18 protein-coding genes are annotated in these 18,489 nt (G+C 59.6%); 10 read left to right on the forward strand and 8 right to left on the reverse strand.

Annotation, left to right across the window (positions count from 1 at the left end; all coding sequences use genetic code 11):
• Nucleotides 1-59: 59 nt before the first annotated feature.
• Genes LOY55_RS25885 through mrcB form a run of 3 tightly spaced genes read right to left on the reverse strand, consistent with a single transcriptional unit; the run spans nucleotide 60 to nucleotide 3,476 of the window.
• Complete coding sequence (locus tag LOY55_RS25885) at nucleotides 60-395, reverse strand: YqcC family protein (RefSeq protein WP_046028462.1); 336 nt, start codon at nucleotides 393-395, stop codon at nucleotides 60-62.
• On the reverse strand, nucleotides 395-1,135 hold the full coding sequence (locus LOY55_RS25890; protein ID WP_046028464.1) for a tetratricopeptide repeat protein: 741 nt from the start codon (nucleotides 1,133-1,135) through the stop codon (nucleotides 395-397). The genes LOY55_RS25885 and LOY55_RS25890 overlap by 1 nt, the downstream gene beginning before the upstream one ends.
• A gap of 16 nt (nucleotides 1,136-1,151) precedes the next feature.
• Nucleotides 1,152-3,476 carry a penicillin-binding protein 1B gene (gene mrcB, locus LOY55_RS25895; RefSeq protein WP_109786265.1) on the reverse strand — a complete coding sequence of 775 codons (2,325 nt, stop codon included), beginning with the start codon at nucleotides 3,474-3,476 and terminating at the stop codon, nucleotides 1,152-1,154.
• Nucleotides 3,477-3,594: 118 nt separating this feature from the next.
• Between mrcB and LOY55_RS25900 the strand changes: the two genes are divergently transcribed.
• The 3 genes from LOY55_RS25900 to LOY55_RS25910 all read left to right on the forward strand — a co-directional run bounded on the left by LOY55_RS25900 (nucleotide 3,595) and on the right by LOY55_RS25910 (nucleotide 6,102).
• On the forward strand, nucleotides 3,595-5,151 hold the full coding sequence (locus LOY55_RS25900) for a bifunctional aminoglycoside phosphotransferase/ATP-binding protein (RefSeq protein ID WP_109786266.1): 1,557 nt from the start codon (nucleotides 3,595-3,597) through the stop codon (nucleotides 5,149-5,151).
• Between the two features lie 90 nt (nucleotides 5,152-5,241).
• Complete coding sequence (locus LOY55_RS25905) at nucleotides 5,242-5,586, forward strand: pentapeptide repeat-containing protein (RefSeq protein ID WP_046028469.1); 345 nt, start codon at nucleotides 5,242-5,244, stop codon at nucleotides 5,584-5,586.
• 243 nt (nucleotides 5,587-5,829) lie between these two features.
• Nucleotides 5,830-6,102, forward strand: coding sequence for a TfoX/Sxy family protein (locus tag LOY55_RS25910; RefSeq protein ID WP_007948654.1), 273 nt, complete (start codon nucleotides 5,830-5,832; stop codon nucleotides 6,100-6,102).
• Nucleotides 6,103-6,353: 251 nt separating this feature from the next.
• Here the strand turns inward: LOY55_RS25910 and LOY55_RS25915 are convergent, their stop codons facing one another.
• From LOY55_RS25915 to LOY55_RS25925, 3 genes are read right to left on the reverse strand one after another with little or no spacing between them, the layout of a single operon-like run.
• Nucleotides 6,354-7,121, reverse strand: a complete 768-nt coding sequence (locus LOY55_RS25915; protein WP_223522744.1) for a heme ABC transporter ATP-binding protein — start codon at nucleotides 7,119-7,121, stop codon at nucleotides 6,354-6,356.
• On the reverse strand, nucleotides 7,121-8,104 hold the full coding sequence (locus tag LOY55_RS25920; protein WP_175649034.1) for an iron ABC transporter permease: 984 nt from the start codon (nucleotides 8,102-8,104) through the stop codon (nucleotides 7,121-7,123). Before LOY55_RS25920 ends, LOY55_RS25915 begins: the two co-directional genes overlap by 1 nt.
• A gap of 50 nt (nucleotides 8,105-8,154) precedes the next feature.
• The gene (locus tag LOY55_RS25925) at nucleotides 8,155-9,027 is read right to left on the reverse strand and encodes a hemin ABC transporter substrate-binding protein (protein WP_109786268.1); all 873 of its coding nucleotides are present in this window, start codon (nucleotides 9,025-9,027) and stop codon (nucleotides 8,155-8,157) included.
• A gap of 165 nt (nucleotides 9,028-9,192) precedes the next feature.
• Between LOY55_RS25925 and LOY55_RS25930 the strand changes: the two genes are divergently transcribed.
• Nucleotides 9,193-9,510 (forward strand): Rieske (2Fe-2S) protein, encoded by a 318-nt coding sequence (locus LOY55_RS25930; RefSeq protein WP_109786269.1) that lies wholly within the window; start codon nucleotides 9,193-9,195, stop codon nucleotides 9,508-9,510.
• Here LOY55_RS25930 and sfsA read toward each other — a convergent pair.
• Both sfsA and LOY55_RS25940 read right to left on the reverse strand, forming a co-directional pair.
• Nucleotides 9,507-10,220: a DNA/RNA nuclease SfsA gene (sfsA, locus tag LOY55_RS25935; protein ID WP_046028488.1), complete on the reverse strand. Its 714-nt coding sequence runs from the start codon at nucleotides 10,218-10,220 to the stop codon at nucleotides 9,507-9,509. The genes LOY55_RS25930 and sfsA overlap by 4 nt on opposite strands.
• Entirely contained in the window at nucleotides 10,220-11,392 is a 1,173-nt protein-coding gene (locus LOY55_RS25940; protein WP_109786270.1) for a pyridoxal phosphate-dependent aminotransferase, read from the reverse strand. The genes sfsA and LOY55_RS25940 overlap by 1 nt, the downstream gene beginning before the upstream one ends.
• A 335-nt stretch (nucleotides 11,393-11,727) precedes the next feature.
• Here LOY55_RS25940 and dksA point away from each other — a divergent pair, with 335 nt between their 5' ends.
• The 6 genes from dksA (at nucleotide 11,728) to LOY55_RS25970 (ending at nucleotide 17,921) form a co-directional block, all read left to right on the forward strand.
• Nucleotides 11,728-12,171, forward strand: a complete 444-nt coding sequence (gene dksA, locus LOY55_RS25945) for an RNA polymerase-binding protein DksA (RefSeq protein ID WP_046028491.1) — start codon at nucleotides 11,728-11,730, stop codon at nucleotides 12,169-12,171.
• Nucleotides 12,172-12,178: 7 nt separating this feature from the next.
• Nucleotides 12,179-12,364, forward strand: coding sequence for a hypothetical protein (locus LOY55_RS25950; RefSeq protein ID WP_223522743.1), 186 nt, complete (start codon nucleotides 12,179-12,181; stop codon nucleotides 12,362-12,364).
• Nucleotides 12,365-12,385: 21 nt separating this feature from the next.
• Nucleotides 12,386-13,270 (forward strand): tRNA glutamyl-Q(34) synthetase GluQRS, encoded by an 885-nt coding sequence (gene gluQRS / locus LOY55_RS25955; RefSeq protein ID WP_223522748.1) that lies wholly within the window; start codon nucleotides 12,386-12,388, stop codon nucleotides 13,268-13,270.
• A gap of 77 nt (nucleotides 13,271-13,347) precedes the next feature.
• Nucleotides 13,348-13,524, forward strand: a complete 177-nt coding sequence (locus LOY55_RS25960) for a hypothetical protein (protein WP_003176118.1) — start codon at nucleotides 13,348-13,350, stop codon at nucleotides 13,522-13,524.
• A complete protein-coding gene (locus LOY55_RS25965) occupies nucleotides 13,508-16,462 on the forward strand; it encodes a sensor histidine kinase (protein ID WP_175648970.1) in 2,955 nt (984 codons plus the stop codon). Before LOY55_RS25960 ends, LOY55_RS25965 begins: the two co-directional genes overlap by 17 nt.
• A 22-nt stretch (nucleotides 16,463-16,484) precedes the next feature.
• The gene (locus LOY55_RS25970) at nucleotides 16,485-17,921 is read left to right on the forward strand and encodes a sigma-54 dependent transcriptional regulator (RefSeq protein ID WP_223522742.1); all 1,437 of its coding nucleotides are present in this window, start codon (nucleotides 16,485-16,487) and stop codon (nucleotides 17,919-17,921) included.
• The last annotated feature ends 568 nt before the right edge of the window (nucleotides 17,922-18,489 follow it).

Consider the following 18,489-nt stretch of genomic DNA (forward strand, 5'->3'; position numbering starts at 1 on the left):
TTGCACCGCTATCGTCGGAACGCCGCCCGGAGCAAGCTCGGCTCCTACAGAGATCGGTGTTAGCGGGAGGCGGTGATCAGTAGATCGAACTCTTTGAGCAGCACTTGTAGCTGCCGGTCCTTGCCCTGGACATTGCGCCCGGCGAAGACCATTTCGGCCATCTCCTGAATGCCCGAAGCGTTAGGCAGCGGCAAATCCTGTTCGAGGATGATCTTCATGCGAGGCAAGAAAATCCATTGCAGCCACTGTTCAAAATCCAGCGTATCGACCGAAAACGGCTCGACACTGGCAAGCGCTTCAGCGGAGGGTGGGACTTCATCCCACCACCCCTGCACCCGCAATTCACGCTCGATCAGCAGCAACTGCTCGGCAATCTTCGGAAAGCGGGCATCCATCACAGCGAAACCTTGGCCTTCTGGCGGGCCAGCGTAGCGCCGCTGGAATCACCCTGTTTCTCGCGTGCCTGGGCGATCAATTCCCACAGGCTGGCCTGAAGATCCGGACGACCATTGGCGAACGTCAGCCCACGACGAGCGAATTGTTCAGCCTGCGCGGCATCACCTTGAGCCATGCGCACCTGAGCGAGGCGATAAAGCACTTGTGGCTCACGCGGCGCGACACGCTGGGCGCGCTCGAGACTGGACGAAGCACCGTTGAGGTCGCCGCTGGCCTGTTGCTGCTGAGCCGTGGTCAACAGCGCGAGCACCGGGCCATCCAGTTGCTCATCGGCCGACAGGCCACCGGCGCTGGCCGAAGGAATCCCGCTCGGTGTCGACGGCATGCTGTAGCTGCCCTGATTGATCGGTGCCGACTGGACCGGCGACGTATCGATCGGCCCCGGAGTAATCGGGCCTGGGGTGATCGGCGAGGTACTGATCGGGGCCGAAGTGACGGCGCCGCCACCCGGGACCATCACCACCACACCGGTGTCGCCCTGCGGAATCGCCTGGGTTTGGGTCTGGGCTTGCACAGGACGCTTCACTGTCGTCTTGCGGAAACCGCCATTCGCCGAGATCCGCTCGCTGTTGGACACAGCCGTACCGGAATCCTCAACCGGAATCGAACCGCGTTGTACGGTGGAACAACCGCTGAGCAATGCCACGGCGGCAACCGCTGGTATCAACCACTTGTTCACGTGAATCCCTCTTTGCTTAATTCATCCAGCCCTTGACCCAATCCATCACCGTTTCGCCGGAAGCAGGGCCTTCGCCACCGCAAGCTGCACCGGGAGGTGGTTCGCTGCCGCGAATATACGGCATCTGCACGGCGCCCGGGCAGTTGGCATCGGAGCCTTGTCCGGTATGCGAATCGACCCACGCCTGAACAACGTTATCCGGCTGCGGCATGTCCAGTGGCAATGGATCGGCTTTACGCATGAAGCTGGTCCAGACCTGCAAGGCACCGGTAGCACCGGTGAACGGCGTCTTGCCGTTGTCATCACGGCCCAGCCAGACCACCGCCAGCAGGTCCTGACTGAAACCTGCGAACCAACTGTCCCGCGAGTCGTTACTGGTACCGGTCTTGCCGGCCAGGGTCAGGGTCTTTGGCAACACGTTATAAACCGAACTGCCGGTACCTTCACGCATGACTCGCTGCATGGCGCTCTGGATCAGGTAGATAGAAGCCGGATCAAAACGCTGTTCGATCTGGAACGGATAGCGCTTGAGCGGTTCGCCTTCGGCGGTCAATACGCTGCGAATCCCGCGCATCGGCGTGTTGAAACCACCATTGGCCAGCGTCTGGTACATGGTCGCCACTTCAATTGGCGTCATGCCACCGGCCCCCAGCAACATCGACGGGAATGCCGGGAACTCGCGAGTTACCCCCAGGCGCGCCAGGGTCTTGAGGACATTCGGTACACCCACTGCCAATCCGAGACGCGCAGTCGACAGGTTGTAGGAATGCGCCAGCCCCTGATACAGGAACACTGTACCGTGGGAACGGCGATCATAGTTCTGCGGTTTCCAGACCTGACCGTCCGCGCCCTTGACCGAGAAGGATTCGTCCGACAGCCAACTGGTCAGCGTGTACTGGGTAGGCTTCTCAAGCGCCGTCAGATAAACCGCCGGTTTGATCAATGAGCCGATGGGGCGCACCGCATCCAGCGCACGGTTGAAGCCTGCAAAACTGGCCTGGCGGCTGCCGATCATGGCCTGGACTTCACCGGTTTCCGGGTTGGTCACGACCATGGCCGCTTCGACGTCATCGGAACCCTTGCGACCGGACAGTCGCTTGAAGGTGTCGTTGACGGAAGCTTCGGCTTTCATCTGCAGAATCGGGTCGAAACTGGTGAAGATCCGCAGGCCTTCTTCGGTCAAGTCTTCGTCGCGGTAGTCTTCGCGCAACTGGCGCTTGACCAAGTCGATAAAGCCCGGGAACGAGCTGTCGGCCAGCTTGCCGCGTGTCGTTACACCCAGCGGCATTTTTTTCGCAGCTTCGACCTGCTCGGCGGTGGCGACGCCTTGTTCCTGGAGGACATCGAGCACCAGATTGCGCCGCTCAAGCGCTCGCTCAGGATTGCGACGCGGGTTGTAATAGGACGGCCCCTTGACCATCCCCACCAGCAAGGCAACTTGATGCAGTTTCAATTCGGACAACGGCTGCCCGAAGAAGAACTGACTGGCCAGACCGAAACCGTGCACCGCGCGCTGGCCGTCCTGACCGACGAACACTTCATTGAGGTAAGCCTCAAGAATCTCCGGTTTGTCGTAATGCAGCTCAAGCAACATCGCCATCATGGCTTCGGTGAGTTTACGGGTCAGGCTGCGCTCACTGGTCAGATAGAAGTTCTTGACCAACTGTTGCGTCAGCGTACTGCCGCCCTGGGTCATCTTGCCGCCAGACGTGTTGACCCAGACAGCGCGTGCAATCGACTTGGGTGACACGCCCCAGTGGCTATAGAAATCCCGGTCTTCCACGGCGACCAGGGTCTCCAGCAGATACGGCGGGACCTGATCAATTTTGATCAGGATGCGGTCTTCCAGATTTTTCGGGTAAATACCGCCGATCATCAGCGGTTCAAGGCGCACCACGGAAAGCTTCGAACCGTTGGTCGCCGAGAGTTCAGCAACATAGTCGCCGGAGAAACGCACGCGCACGGGCTGAGGTTTCTCCAGGCCTTCATAGAACTGGAAGCCACGGGTGTTCAGATCGACGGTATTGCCGTTGACCGACGCCGCACCAGGGCCATTGCTCACGCTTTCGCGCCGGTAGCCCAAGGCGTCGAGTTCGGTGAGAAAGTCTTCCTTGCTCAGCTTCTGGCCAGTGAACAGCTCCAGCGGGCGTGCATACACCTTGGCCGGAATGGTCCAGCGTTTGCCGGAGAACTTTTCCTGGACGATAGCGTCGAGGTAAACCGCGAATCCGGCGAGCACCACAAGGCCGACCAGACTGAGTTTAAGGGCCCAGCCCAGCCACGGGTGCAGGCCCCGGGAAGGTGGTTTTTTTGGAGTGCGGGGGGATCGAGTACGAGTCATGGCGGCGGATTATACGCACTTTATTAATACTCAACAGGAGCCCTCCGAGGTTTGCGTCAGGCGGACTTGCGGCCATAATGGCGGCCTTGAATTTTTCCCAGACTCTGAAGGATCGCCTGTGAGCCAGTCCCTGATTGCTGCCCTGCAAAACCCGGCCCTCTACCCGCACCCGGTAGACGGTTTCCAGGTCATCGAGACCCATATTTCCTGGGTCATCCTCACAGGCCCCTTTGCTTATAAAGTGAAGAAGCCGGTGAATTTCGGTTTCCTCGACTTCACCAGCCTGGATGCACGTGAGCATTTCTGCGGTGAAGAACTGCGCCTCAACCAGCGCCTGACCGACGACTTGTACCTGCAAGTGTTGCCAATCACCGGCAGCGCCGAAGCACCGCAGTTCGGTGGCGACGGCCCTGTAGTCGATTTCGCGCTGAAAATGCGTCAGTTCCCACAGAGCCAATTGCTCAGCACCCTGCAGGCCAATGGCGAACTGACTACCGCCCACATCGACGAGATGGCCGCGCAGATTGCTCATTTCCACCTCAACGCACCGAAAGTGCCTGCCGAACACGAAGCCGGCACCCCCGACAGCGTTATGGCACCCGTACGCCAGAACTTCGAACAGATCCGTCCATTCCTCAGCGACAAGGCCGACCTGGTACAACTGGACGCCCTGCAAGCCTGGGCCGAAAGCAGCTTCGAACGCCTCAAGCCGCTGTTCGCCCAGCGCAAGGCCGAAGGTTTCATTCGTGAATGCCACGGTGATATCCACCTCGGCAACGCGACAGTAATCGATGGCAAGGTCGTGATCTTCGACTGCATCGAGTTCAACGAACCGTTCCGCTTCACCGACGTTTATGCCGACACCGGTTTCCTGGCGATGGACCTGGAAGACCGTGGCTTGAAATGCCTCGCGCGCCGTTTCGTCAGCCAGTACCTGGAGCTGACCGGCGACTACCAGGGCCTTGAGCTGCTGAACTTCTATAAAGCCTATCGCGCACTGGTTCGCGCCAAGGTGAGCCTGTTCAGCATGCCGGCCGAAGCCGACCCGGTACAACGCGCCACGACCCTGCGCCAATACCGCAACTACGCCAACCTCGCGGAAAGCTACAGCACCATTCCCTCGCGTTTCATGGCCATCACCCACGGCGTGTCCGCTGTCGGCAAGAGCCACGTAGCAATGCGCCTGGTAGAAGCGTTGGGCGCCATTCGTCTTCGCTCGGATGTAGAGCGCAAGCGTCTGTTCGGCGAACAAACCGTCGCGAATGACCCGCAGGCCGGCATTTATAGCGCCGACGCCAGCGCCACCACCTACAGCCGTCTTCACGAGATTGCTGCGGTCATCCTGCGCGCCGGTTTTCCGGTGGTGATCGATGCCACTTACCTCAAGCACGACCAGCGCGAAAACGCGGCAAAAGTCGCCGAAGCCACTGGCGCTCCGTTCCTGATCCTTGATTGCCATGCACCGCAAGCCGTGATCGAGAGCTGGTTGGCCCTGCGCCAGGCAGACAAAAAGGATCCGTCTGACGCCAACCTGACCGTTATCGCAGCCCAGCAAGCCAATCGCGAACCGCTGACGCCAGCAGAGATTCTGTACAGCAAACGCGTTCAGACCAATGAAAGCGGGACGCTCGACACGGTCGTCGCGCAAATTCGTCAACGCATGCCAGGTCTGTAAAAACTATTTCAGCCGTGAGGCCTCCGCTGGCTTCACGGCTGCCAAATAGTGGCACTATACTGGCGTCATAAAACCATCAGGTGATGCGACATGAGCCAGCCCAAACTTCTCGACACCCCGCTGTATGCCTTGCTGCACAAAGATGACATCGCAGGCTTCAACGCCGAACGCGCCAACTACGGAACTGTCGACATGGTCGGTGGCGATTTCCGAGGCCTGGACTTGCGCGAGCTGAACGCTGATGGTGTCGACTTCACCGATGCCTATTTTCGCTCCGCCGATTTGCGCGGCATCGATTTTCGTAACGCCTCACTGGAAGGTGCCAGCCTGGCACATGCTCAAATCTCCGGTGCCTACTTCCCGCCAGAGCTGAGTGCAGACGAGATTCTTATGTCGATGAACTTCGGCACTCGCCTGCGTTATCGCACCCGCTAAAAACGACGCTCTACCCAACAAATCCAGCGCCCCCGCTTTGCGCTGGATGCCGTGTGGACTGCCCCAGGTTCGACTTCCGACACCCGCCCCCACTGCATTCGCAATGCTTTTTACTCAATGACTGGTGTCTTCCTCTTAGAAGCTTTTGCGTCGAAAACGACCAAACAATCACGCTTTTCCTACTGATGGCTACACTCCTGATAGGCTCGCCCACGCACCGTTCGGCCGTCGCAAGGAGGCTTGATGAATGATGAACTGCAACACCTGAAGAATCTTGGCAAGACGTCAGCACAGTGGCTGCATGCCGTGGGCATCCACAGTGCGTCGGACTTGCGTCGCCTCGGGGCGGTGGATGCTTATCGGGCCGTGCGTACGCGCGGTTTTCGGGCGTCCAAGGTGTTGTTGTATGCGATCGAAGGCGCACTGATGGACGTGCATTGGAATGACATTCCCGCCGAGCGCAAAGAAGCCTTGAACAAACAGCTGGAGGCGATTTCCTCGCGCCACAAGGCTTGAAATCATTGGCTTTGAACCGAATTGACGAGGCATCTCAAAGAAACTGAAAAACAGCGGTTGACATGGTAATGAGAATCGCTATGATTACCACCAGCTGGTCGCGAGACTGGTCGATATTTGAACAGCCCTTGGTTCGGACTCTCAGATATCTCCTCATCAGGCTAATCACGGTTATTTGACCCGGCTCTTGCCGGGTCTTTTTTTGCCTGTGAAAAACCGGCACCAGAGGCATGTTCAACCCGATATATTTTTCAGCGGGCGATGATCAGCGGATGCCCGCGCTCCGGGTGCTGCTGCACCAACACTTCCAGCCCGAACACTGCTTTGAGCGACTCAGGCTTCAAGACGTGCTGCGGCGTATCCAGCGCAACCGGGCGCCCGCCTTCAAGCAGCAACAGACGATCACAGTAACGCGCCGCCAGATTCAGATCATGCAGGATGACCAGCACCGCCGCGCCGTGATCGGCAAACTCGCGCACCGCTTGTAAGGTGGTGTGTTGATGCAGCGGGTCGAGCATCGATGTCGGCTCATCGAGCAGCAGCGTCTGGCCCACCTCACCCGGCCAGAGCTGCGCCAGCACCCGCGCCAGATGCACGCGCTGACGCTCGCCGCCGGACAAGGCCAGATAGCTGCGACCACTCAGGTGCCCGGCATCAGCGGCGCGCAGGGCGCAGGCAACGATCTCGTCATCGCGCACTCGACCGCTTTGATGGGGCAAACGCCCCATACCCACGACTTCTTCAACACGAAAGGCAAAGTCCAGCGTCGACACCTGCGGCAGTACCGCCAGCCGCTGTGCGCGCAGCGGTGCGGCCCAGTGATTCAATTCGCGATCATCGAGCCAGACACTGCCTTGGTCGGCGTGCAACTCCCCGCACAAGGCACCGAGCAAGGTACTTTTGCCGGCGCCATTAGGGCCGAGCACACCAAGCACTTCACCTGGCCGAAGTTCGAGCGTGATGTCCGCCAGTACAGTCTTGCTGCCCCGACGGATTTGCAGGTTTTGCGTGCGCAACATCAGGCGCGACTCCGGAGCAGTAAAAACAGAAAAAACGGCGCACCGATAAAGGCCGTGACGATACCGATCGGCAATTCGGCGGGCGCCAACGCCAGGCGCGCCACCAGATCGGCGAACAGCAGAAGACTGGCACCGGCGAGCACCGAGGCAGGCAGCAACACCCGATGATCAGGACCGGCCAGCAAGCGCACGAGGTGCGGCACCACCAGGCCGACAAACCCGATCATCCCCGCCGCCGCCACCGCCGCGCCGACACCCAAGGCGGTACAGAACACCAATTCGCGCTTGAGCCCTTCAACGTTGATGCCCAAATGGCCGGCTTCCGACTCCCCCAGCAACAATGCATTCAAGGCTTTGGCTCGACGCGGCAGCCAGAGCGCCACGCCCGTGCTCACCAGCAGCAATGGCCAGAGACGCGCGTAACTGGCGCCGTTAAGGCTGCCCAGATTCCAGAACGTCAGCGTACGCAGGGTCGCGTCGTCCGCCAGGTAGGTGAACAACCCCACCGCCGAGCCCGCCAGAGCGGTCAAGGCGATACCGGCCAGCAACATGGTTGCGACGTTGGTCTGACCGTTGCGTCGACCGAGCCGATACACCAGTGCTGTCACACCCAACCCACCGAGAAACGCACACACCGACAACAGGTAAGGCCCGAACGACTCAGGCAGGCCGCCAAACATCGACCCGCCCACAATCGCGATGGCCGCACCCAATGCGGCGCCGCTGGACACCCCCACCAATCCCGGATCGGCCAACGGGTTACGAAACAGGCCCTGCATGGCCACACCGGAGAGCGCCAGCACGCCCCCCACCGCCAACCCCAGCAAGGTTCGCGGCAGACGGATCTGCCCCACGATCAATTCGGCTTGCTCAAGGCCTTGCGGTGCAATCGGCAATCCGGCCAGGCGCAGCACTGCGTGCGCGGTATCGAGCAACGGCAAGCTGACCGGACCCAGCGCCAATGACAGCCAGATCGCCAGCAAACACAAAAGGCTCAGGCCAATGAACAACGCACGAGGTTTAATCAGGAGAGTCATTGGCCGACGGTGCCCGGGAAGAACCCGTCAGACAGTTTTTTCAGGCTTTCCGGCAGCCGCGGCCCCAACCCGCCCACCAACAACGTCGGATCCAGCTCCATGACTCGACCGTCCTTCGCCGCACGGGTCGAGGACAGCATCGGGTTTTCCTTGAACAGCGCGGCCCGCGCCGCATCACCGGTCAGTGCCCGGTCAGCAAACACCAGCACCTCCGGGTCCAGGCTGACCAGCGACTCGACTGAAAAAGGTTTGTAACCAGTATGCGTTGCCAGGTTGTGGCCGCCGGCCTGTCGCAGTATCCAATCGGCCGCGGTGTCCTTGCCTGCGATGAGCGGCTTGCCGCCTGCATGACCGAGCAACACCAACACGCCCGGTGATTTTTTCGTCAGCTGCACCTTGGTCACCCGGACTTTTTGTTGTTCAAGTTGCTCCTGATAACGCTGGAACGCCTGCGCAGCCTGATCTTCAGCCCCAAGCAACTGGCCCAGGTGCTGCAAGTTACCCTGCAATGTCGGCAAATCCGGCTGCGCCGAGAACAATTCGACCTGCACCCCGGCATTACGAATCTGCGACAGCACGGGCGGCGGACCCATTTCTTCGGTGCCGATCAGTATCTGCGGGCTTAAGCTCAAGATACCCTCCGCCGACAACTGCCGCTGATAGCCAATGCTTGGCAGCGACTTGAGGCTTTCAGGATGCTGACTGGTAGTGTCGACGCCGACCAGCTTCGATTCGCCCCCCAGCGCGCTCACCCACTCGGACAATGCGCCACCGGCACTGACCCAACGTTGTGGCAACTCGGCCGCTGCGCCGTGGTGGCTGACGAGAAGTCCGACACAGAGCGCAGCAACGCGGGTACTCAGGCGCATAAACAGCTTCCTTTAAAGTTTTCCCAGGCATCGAGATGGCAGGCCAAGTATTCTCGGCCACTGGCACCTGCGCCCGACGGGCAAGGCGGCCATTTGATAATTGTTTGCATTTGAACGTCAAGCTCGGACATATCTGGTCACGAGACGCAGGACTTGAGGATAGACATGAAGTTTCTTTGCACCGGCGCCGAATTGGCTGACGCCAGCAGTCGCGGTTTCGACATCGACGGCCAGAAGCTCTTCGCCGTACGCCGGGCTGGCCAGGTCTACGTCTACATCAATCGCTGCCCGCACCGCGGCGTTGGCCTGGAGTGGACGCCAGACAGCTTTCTCGACCCCAGCAACAGCCTGATCCAGTGCGCCACCCACGGCGCACTGTTTCTGATTGAAGACGGCGAGTGCGTTTCCGGCCCCTGCGCGGGCCAATCATTGACCACCGTGCCCTGCCGCGAAGACGCGCAAGGCATCTGGGTCAGCCTTTAGCCGTTGAGCAGCACGTCCAGACGCCGATCGACCACCATCTCTTCATGGGTCAACCGCACACCATAGGCCAGCACCTCGACCCCGCACGCGACCGCCTCACGCAAGGCCACCGCGTAGGCCGAATCGATTTCCTCTGCTGGACGTACCGCGTCGATGCCGGTCAGGTTGACGCAATACAACTGAACCGCGCGAATCCCGTCACGGGCCAGATGCGCTAATTCACGCAAATGCTTGGCCCCGCGCTGGGTAACGGCGTCGGGAAACGCAGCTACCGATGAGCCGTCAAAACCCAGGGTGACGCTTTTGACTTCTATATAAGCAGGACCGCCGGGGTAATCGAGGCGGAAATCGATTCGGCTTCTTTCCTGACCGTAGGCGACTTCGCGCTTCAGTTCGGTAAAACCGTTCAACTCGCTGATGACACCGCCGCGCAGCGCCTCTTCGATCAAACCATTGGCTCGCCCGGTGTTAACGCAAAACAGGCGCCCTTGCGGGGTTTCGCCAACCTCCCAGGTACCGGGCAACTTGCGCTTCGGGTCATTGGAGCGGCTGAACCAGACCTGCCCGCCTTCGACCTGGCAATTGAGCATCGAGCCCGTATTGGGACAATGAATGGTCAGCAACTCGCCGCTAACGGTTTCGATATCGGCAAGAAAACGCTTGTAACGGCGGATAAGTCGCCCTTTTTCGAGGGGAGGATGAAAACGCATCAGCCTTGCCAACTCTTCAATCCACGAGCGATCCGCTCGACCGCTTCTTCCAGGCGCGGCAGGCTTTGGGTGTAGGCAAAACGCACATGGTGCCCAGCCTGATATCGCCCGAAATCCAGCCCCGGAGTAAATGCCACATGCTCGGTTTCGAGGAAGTGCCGGCAGAACGCGAAGGCATCTCCGCCGAACTTGCTGATATCCGCATACAAATAGAACGCGCCCTCAGGCTCCACGGCAATGCCGAATCCCAATTCACGCAGGGCCGGCAGCAGGAAATCGCGACGACGACCAAACTCGGCGCGACGCTCTTCGAGAATGCTGATGGTCGCCGGTTCAAAGCAAGCCAGAGCGGCATACTGGGCCATGCTCGGCGCGCTGATATAGAGATTTTGCGCGAGTTTTTCCAGCTCGCCGACTGCCGCTTCCGGCGCCACCAGCCAGCCGAGCCGCCAACCGGTCATGCCGAAGTACTTTGAAAAACTGTTCAGCACAAAGGCGTTGTCATCGACTTCCAACACGCTGGCCGCATCGGTGCCATAGGTCAGGCCGTGATAGATCTCGTCCACCACCAGATGACCATGGCGAACCTTGATCGCCTGCGATAACCCCGCCAGCTCGTCACGGGTCAGGATCGTCCCGGTCGGGTTGGCCGGGGACGCTACCAATGCGCCGACACTGTCGTGGTCCCAATGACGCGCCACCAGATCAGGGGTCAGTTGATAACGCACCTCAGGACCTACTGGAACAAGCTGCGCCGCGCCTTCCACCAATCTCAGGAAGTGGCGATTGCACGGGTAGCCGGGGTCCGCCAGCAGCCAGTGCTTGCCCGGGTCCACCAGCAAGGCGCTGGCCAGCAACAAAGCACCCGAACCGCCGGGGGTGATGAGGATTCGTTGAGGGTCGATGTTCAACCCATACCGCTGCTGATAGAAACCGGAGATGGCGTCTCGCAGCTCGGGAATGCCCCGTGCGGCGGTGTAACGGGTCTTCCCCGCCGTCAACGCGGCCTGGCCGGCCTGAATGATCGGTTCGGCGGTGGTGAAGTCCGGCTCGCCGATTTCCAGGTGGATCACGTCGTGACCGGCGGCTTGCAGCTCATTGGCCCGTGCCAGCAACGCCATGACGTGAAAAGGTTCGATCGCGCGACTGCGGGCACTGTAGGACTGAGCCATTAGCCTTCCTTCAACAGAGAAAAAAATCAATTCTACCCAAGCACAGGAACGAGCGAGAACCTAAAGCGGTCACAACCGTTAATAAGCCCGGCCACAAACGACCCAAACGAGTACCCCAAGTTTGACTAAAATCAATATTTGATCAGGTCTCCAGCACCACCAGACAAGGCTTTGCAATGATTTGCAAGGCCTGCGGGCCACTACCTCGACATCCGGGAGTAGCGCGGTCCGATTTGATCTGGTAAGTTCGCCCGCTTGCAGCCGCGGGGCCGGCAGGTGTCGGTGATGGAGCAATCCTGCGCAGATGGATTACAAGAGTAGAGGCGGTCTATTTCATGTCCACCCAAGCAAAGCAACAACCGAGCCCGACGATCAGCGGCTTCGAACCCTACAAAGAAGTGAAGGGCGAGGAGTACATGGGCAAGCCCATGCGCGCGCACTTCACCAAGGTCCTGAACAAGTGGAAACAGGACTTGATGCAGGAAGTCGACCGCACGGTTGATCACATGAAGGACGAGGCAGCCAACTTCCCGGATCCGGCAGACCGTGCCAGCCAGGAAGAAGAGTTCGCCCTCGAACTGCGCGCCCGCGACCGCGAGCGCAAGTTGATCAAGAAGATCGACAAAACCCTTCAGTTGATTGAAGACGAAGAATATGGCTGGTGCGAGTCCTGCGGCGTCGAAATTGGCGTCAAGCGACTGGAAGCCCGCCCTACCGCCGACATGTGCGTTGACTGCAAGACCCTGGCGGAAATCAAGGAAAAGCAAGTCGGCAAGTAACATCGACTTGAACGAAGAACGGAGCGTGCGAACGCTCCGTTTTTGTTTCTGGTATTTGAAGATACCTGTTGTCTTTAAAATCGCCATCGCGAGCAAGCTCGGCTCCTACAAAGGCTGGCGCGACTTCCTGCAGGAGCCGAGCTTGCTCGCGATGACGGCTTCAAGCCATGCTCAATACGACCAGACAACGTAATCGCCCCTCATGACTGCCATCATCTCTTCCGCTTACATCGGGCGCTTCGCCCCTACCCCCAGCGGCCACCTGCATTTCGGTTCGCTGGTCGCCGCACTCGCTTCATACCTCGACGCCCGCTCGGTGGGGGGCCGCTGGCTGATGCGCATGGAAGACCTCGACCCGCCACGGGAAGAACCCGGCGCTCAAGCGGCGATCCTCAATGCCCTGGAAAGCTATGGCTTTGAATGGGACGGCGAGATGGTCCGCCAGAGTGAACGGCACGACGCCTACGCCGAAGTGCTCAACAGCCTGTTCAACCATGGCCTGGCTTACGCCTGTACCTGCTCGCGAAAACAGCTGGAGCCTTATCACGGCATTTATCCGGGCCTGTGCCGCAATGCCGGCCATGGCACCGAAGACGCCGCGATTCGCCTGCGCGTCCCTGAACTGGAATACCACTTCACCGACCGCGTCCAGGGCGAATACCGTCAGCACCTGGGTCGCGAGGTGGGCGATTTTGTGATTCGCCGCCGCGACGGGCTGTATGCCTATCAACTGGCCGTCGTCCTGGATGACGCCTGGCAAGGCATCACCGATATCGTGCGGGGTGCCGACCTGCTGGACTCCACGCCGCGCCAGCTCTATCTGCAAGAACTGCTCGGCCTGCGCCAACTGCGTTATCTGCACATCCCGCTGATTACCCAGCCCGATGGCAACAAACTCGGCAAATCCTACCGATCGCCGCCGTTGACCGAAGATCAGGCGACACCTTTGTTGTTGCGTGCCTTACGCGCACTCGGGCAAAAACCCGGTACCGAACTGGCTTACGCCACCCCACGGGAAGTGTTGGACTGGGGCATTGCCCACTGGGATGCGTCGCTGATCCCGCGCACACTGAACCTGCCCGAGGCGCAACTGCAGTGATCGCACTTGCAGTGGCGCGCCCATCCGTTACCATCGCCGCACGTTTTCGGGCACACGCATAAAAAAGAGAGGCCGGGATGTACATCTATCGCTTGGTCCTGCTCCTGGTAGTGGGGATTTATCTGTTCTCCCCGGCCATCATGGATTGGTGGATCGACGCCACTGGCGCCTGGTATCGCCCTTATTTGCTCTGGCTGATCCTGATCGTTGTGACCTTCATCCTGCAGAGCCAAAAAGATGCCGATGAGCTTTAGCCTGACCCAGATGATCCTGATCAGCGCCGCGTACCTGGCGGTGCTGTTCGGCGTGGCCTGGGTCAGTGAACGGGGCATGATCCCCCGGGCGATCATTCGCCACCCGCTGACGTACACCCTGTCGCTGGGCGTCTACGCCAGCGCCTGGGCTTTTTACGGCACGGTCGGCCTGGCCTACCAGTACGGTTACGGCTTTCTGTCCAGCTACCTGGGGGTATCCGGCGCATTTCTGCTGGCACCGGTGTTGCTGTACCCAATCCTGAAAATCACTCGCACTTATCAGTTGTCGTCCCTGGCCGACCTGTTCGCGTTCCGTTTCCGTAGCACCTGGGCCGGCGCGCTGACGACGATTTTCATGCTGATCGGCGTCCTGCCGTTATTGGCGTTGCAGATTCAGGCCGTGGCCGACTCCATCGGCATCCTTACTCGCGAACCGGTTCAACATCGCGTGGCCCTGAGTTTCTGCGCCCTGATTACGCTGTTTACGATTTTCTTCGGCTCGCGCCACATCGCCACCCGAGAAAAACATGAAGGCCTGGTGTTCGCGATTGCCTTCGAATCGGTCATCAAACTGATCGCCATTGGCGGCGTCGGCCTGTATGCGCTGTACGGCGTGTTCGACGGCCCGCAACAGCTTGAACTGTGGCTGCTGCAAAACCAGACCGCCCTCGCCGCCTTGCACACCCCGCTGCAAGAAGGTCCGTGGCGCACGCTGCTGCTGGTGTTTTTTGCTTCGGCAATCGTGATGCCGCACATGTATCACATGACGTTTACCGAAAACCTCAACCCGCGCTCGCTGGTCAGTGCCAGCTGGGGTTTGCCGCTGTTTCTGCTGCTGATGAGCCTGGCGGTGCCGCTGATTCTCTGGGCCGGGCTGAAACTCGGCGCCACGACTAATCCTGAGTATTTCACTCTTGGCATCGGCATCGCCGCCAACAGCAAAGCCTTGGCGCTGCTGGCGTATGTCGGCGGTTTGTCGGCAGCGAGCGGCCTGATCATCGTCACCACCCTGGCGCTGTCCGGGATGGCACTGAACCACCTGGTGCTGCCGCTCTATCAACCACCGGCCGAAGGCAATATCTACCGCTGGCTGAAGTGGACTCGTCGGGCGCTGATCGTCGCAATTATCATGGCCGGCTACGGTTTCTACTTGCTGCTGGGCGTGGAGCAGGATCTGGCCAATCTCGGCATCGTCGCGTTTGTCGCCACATTGCAGTTCTTGCCAGGCGTTCTCTCGGTTCTGTACTGGCCGACCGCCAACCGCCGGGGCTTCATTGCCGGTTTGCTGGCAGGGATTCTGGTGTGGCTGGTGACCATGTTGTTGCCACTGGTGGGCAACCTGCAGGGCTTCTACATTCCCCTGCTGAACATGATCTACGTGCTGGACGACACTAGCTGGCACATGGCGGCCATCGCATCGCTGGCGGCCAACGTGCTGATGTTCACCCTGATCTCGCTGTTTACCAACGCCAGCCCCGAAGAGGCCAGCGCCGCCGAAGCCTGCGCCGTGGACAATGTACGTCGCCCGCAACGTCGCGAACTGCACGCCGCGTCACCCCAGGAATTCGCCACGCAGCTGGCAAAACCCTTGGGCGCCAAGGCTGCACAGAAGGAAGTCGAACAGGCGCTGCGCGATCTCTATCTGCCGTTCGACGAGCGCCGGCCTTACGCCTTGCGTCGCTTGCGTGACCGTATCGAAGCCAACCTGTCCGGCTTGATGGGCCCCAGCGTTGCCCAAGACATGGTCGAGACGTTCCTGCCTTATAAGGCGGGTGGCGAGAACTACGTCACCGAGGACATTCACTTCATCGAAAGTCGCCTTGAGGATTACCACTCACGGCTGACCGGCCTGGCCGCCGAACTCGATGCCCTGCGCCGCTATCACCGCCAGACCCTGCAAGAACTGCCGATGGGCGTTTGCTCGCTGGCCAAGGATCAGGAAATCCTCATGTGGAACAAAGCCATGGAGGAACTGACGGGTATTGCCGCGCAGCGTGTGGTCGGTTCACGCCTGAGCACCATTGCCGATCCGTGGAAAGAACTGCTGCAAGGCTTCATCAACCTGCCCGACGAGCATTTGCACAAGCAGCACCTGGCCCTTGATGGCCAGACTCGCTGGCTGAACCTGCACAAAGCGGCGATCGATGAACCGCTGGCGCCGGGTAACAGCGGTTTGGTGTTGCTGGTGGAAGACTTGACCGAAACCCAGATGCTCGAAGACAAGCTGGTGCATTCCGAGCGCCTGGCCAGCATCGGCCGACTCGCGGCAGGTGTGGCCCATGAAATCGGCAACCCGATTACCGGCATTGCGTGCCTGGCGCAGAACCTGCGCGAAGAGCGCGAAGACGATGGCGAGCTGAAGGAAATCAGCGGGCAGATCCTCGAACAGACCAAACGCGTCTCACGCATCGTTCAATCGCTGATGAGCTTCGCCCACGCCGGCAGTCACCAGCACAGCGACGAACCCGTCTGTCTGGCCGAAGTGGCTCAAGATGCCATCGGCCTGCTGGCCTTGAACCGACGCAATTTCGAAGTGCAGTTCTATAATCTGTGCGACCCCGATCACTGGGTCGAAGGCGATCCGCAGCGACTCGCCCAAGTACTCATCAATCTGCTCTCAAACGCCCGCGACGCCTCGCCTGCGGGTAGCGCCGTGCGGGTTAAAAGCGAAGCCGGCGAACACACGGTCGACCTGATCGTGGAAGACGAAGGCAGCGGTATTCCGAAGAACATCATGGACCGATTGTTCGAACCTTTCTTCACCACCAAGGATCCTGGCGAAGGCACCGGTCTGGGCCTTGCACTGGTCTATTCCATCGTTGAAGAGCATTATGGACAAATCACCATCGACAGCCCGGCTGATGTTCAAAGCCAACGCGGCACCCGTATCAGGGTGACCTTGCCGCGTCATGTCGAAGCGACGTCCGCTGTGAACTGAGACCGTCGAGAGTATCGAATCAATGCCGCACATTTTGATCGTCGAAGACGAAACAATTATCCGCTCCGCCTTGCGCCGCCTGCTGGAACGCAACCAGTACCAGGTCAGCGAAGCCGGTTCAGTGCAGGAAGCACAAGAACGCTTCACCATTCCCACGTTCGACCTGATCGTCAGTGACCTGCGCCTGCCCGGCGCACCTGGCACCGAGTTGATCAAACTCGGCCAAGGCACCCCGGTGCTGATCATGACCAGCTACGCCAGCCTGCGTTCGGCGGTCGACTCAATGAAGATGGGCGCGGTGGATTACATTGCCAAGCCTTTCGATCACGACGAAATGCTCCAGGCCGTCGCCCGGATCCTGCGTGACCGACAATCGCTGCCAGCCAACGGTGAACCTGCTGCGGGTAAAGCCGGCAATGGCGCCGCGAAAGCGGGTGCCGACAACAGCAACGGCGAAATCGGCATCATTGGCTCGTGTCCGCCGATGCAGGACCTGTACAGCAAAATTCGCAAAGTCGCCCCAACCGATTCCAACGTCCTGATCCAGGGCGAATCCGGTACCGGTAAAGAACTGGTGGCGCGCGCCCTGCACAACCTGTCCCGCCGCGCCAAGGCGCCGATGATTTCGGTGAACTGCGCGGCCATTCCGGAAAGCCTGATCGAGTCCGAGCTGTTCGGTCACGAAAAAGGCGCATTCACCGGCGCCAGCGCCGGGCGTGCCGGCCTGGTGGAAGCGGCGGACGGCGGCACCCTGTTCCTCGACGAAATCGGCGAACTGCCACTCGAAGCCCAGGCTCGCCTGCTGCGCGTGTTGCAGGAAGGCGAAATTCGCCGTGTGGGTTCGGTTCAATCGCAGAAGGTTGACGTGCGCCTGATCGCGGCGACTCACCGCGACCTCAAGAGCCTGGCAAAAATCGGCCAGTTCCGCGAAGACTTGTATTACCGCCTCCATGTGATCGCCCTGAAGCTGCCAGCCTTGCGCGAGCGCGGTGCGGACGTGAACGAAATCGCCAATGCGTTCCTGGCGCGACAGAGCGCGCGGATCAACCGCACCGACCTGAAATTCGCCGCGGATGCCGAGCAAGCGATTCGTCATTATTCCTGGCCCGGTAACGTTCGCGAGCTGGAAAACGCGGTCGAGCGCGCGGTCATCCTGTGCGAGAGCCCGGAAATCTCTGCTGAACTGCTGGGTATCGACATCGAGCTGAGCGATCTGGAAGAGGACGAGTTCATCGGCCTGGCGCCGCAGCAGGGCAACAACGGCGGTAATTCCAGTCATGAGCCAACCGAAGACTTGTCACTGGAAGATTATTTCCAGCACTTCGTTCTCGAGCACCAGGACCACATGACCGAAACCGAGCTGGCCCGCAAACTCGGGGTCAGCCGCAAATGCCTGTGGGAGCGGCGTCAGCGCCTGGGCATCCCACGGCGCAAGACCGGGGTCGCCAGCGAGAGCTGAACGTCACCTGTCTGAGGCGTGGGTAACACGTGACACGCTGAAAAAACTGTTACCTCAGATTTATCACGTAACAGAAGCCGGGGCTTACGGTAACGAAGCCCCGGTTTTTTTTGCCCCTGAAAAACCCCACCGACCGACCTAACCCCTTGTTTTATTGGGGTTCGCAAAAGTTGGCACGCACCCTGCTATATGTTTAGTACAAGAACAATAACAAGCAATGCAAAAGACAATAAAAATAAGACGAATCGACTCACGCACAATAAAAACAAGACGGCGAGAGGCGCAGCTAACTGATTCTTTTGGAGAGGCGTTGTATTTGGGGCTTGCCCCACGACCAGGCCGAGAATAATAAAAAACTGTCACTCAGACAGTGCCTGAACTGGTTGGATCGCAAGATCACTGCAGCACAGCGACCAAAGCAATCCGTTTGCTCTTGGCTCCCGATTGGGAGGGTCATGAAGGAAAATCTTCATGGCGAGGGCACTTAACAAAAACAAAAAGCCCGAAACCAATAATAAAAATAGAGCATGCAACTACTTCTTGGGGAGCTTCGGCTCCCCTTGTAGTT

It is taken from the genome of Pseudomonas sp. B21-040 (assembly GCF_024748695.1).
Taxonomy (GTDB): Bacteria; Pseudomonadota; Gammaproteobacteria; order Pseudomonadales; family Pseudomonadaceae; genus Aquipseudomonas.

Coding starts and splice junctions, on each gene's coding strand:
- LOY55_RS25905 (WP_046028469.1), top strand. CDS start 5,242: ATGAGCCAGCCCAAACTTCTCGACACCCCGCTGTATGCCTTGCTGCAC.
- LOY55_RS25930 (WP_109786269.1), top strand. CDS start 9,193: ATGAAGTTTCTTTGCACCGGCGCCGAATTGGCTGACGCCAGCAGTCGC.
- LOY55_RS25885 (WP_046028462.1), bottom strand. CDS start 395: ATGGATGCCCGCTTTCCGAAGATTGCCGAGCAGTTGCTGCTGATCGAG.
- LOY55_RS25925 (WP_109786268.1), bottom strand. CDS start 9,027: ATGCGCCTGAGTACCCGCGTTGCTGCGCTCTGTGTCGGACTTCTCGTC.
- sfsA (WP_046028488.1), bottom strand. CDS start 10,220: ATGCGTTTTCATCCTCCCCTCGAAAAAGGGCGACTTATCCGCCGTTAC.
- LOY55_RS25910 (WP_007948654.1), top strand. CDS start 5,830: ATGAATGATGAACTGCAACACCTGAAGAATCTTGGCAAGACGTCAGCA.
- mrcB (WP_109786265.1), bottom strand. CDS start 3,476: ATGACTCGTACTCGATCCCCCCGCACTCCAAAAAAACCACCTTCCCGG.
- dksA (WP_046028491.1), top strand. CDS start 11,728: ATGTCCACCCAAGCAAAGCAACAACCGAGCCCGACGATCAGCGGCTTC.
- LOY55_RS25915 (WP_223522744.1), bottom strand. CDS start 7,121: ATGTTGCGCACGCAAAACCTGCAAATCCGTCGGGGCAGCAAGACTGTA.
- LOY55_RS25965 (WP_175648970.1), top strand. CDS start 13,508: ATGCCGATGAGCTTTAGCCTGACCCAGATGATCCTGATCAGCGCCGCG.
- LOY55_RS25960 (WP_003176118.1), top strand. CDS start 13,348: ATGTACATCTATCGCTTGGTCCTGCTCCTGGTAGTGGGGATTTATCTG.
- LOY55_RS25940 (WP_109786270.1), bottom strand. CDS start 11,392: ATGGCTCAGTCCTACAGTGCCCGCAGTCGCGCGATCGAACCTTTTCAC.
- LOY55_RS25970 (WP_223522742.1), top strand. CDS start 16,485: ATGCCGCACATTTTGATCGTCGAAGACGAAACAATTATCCGCTCCGCC.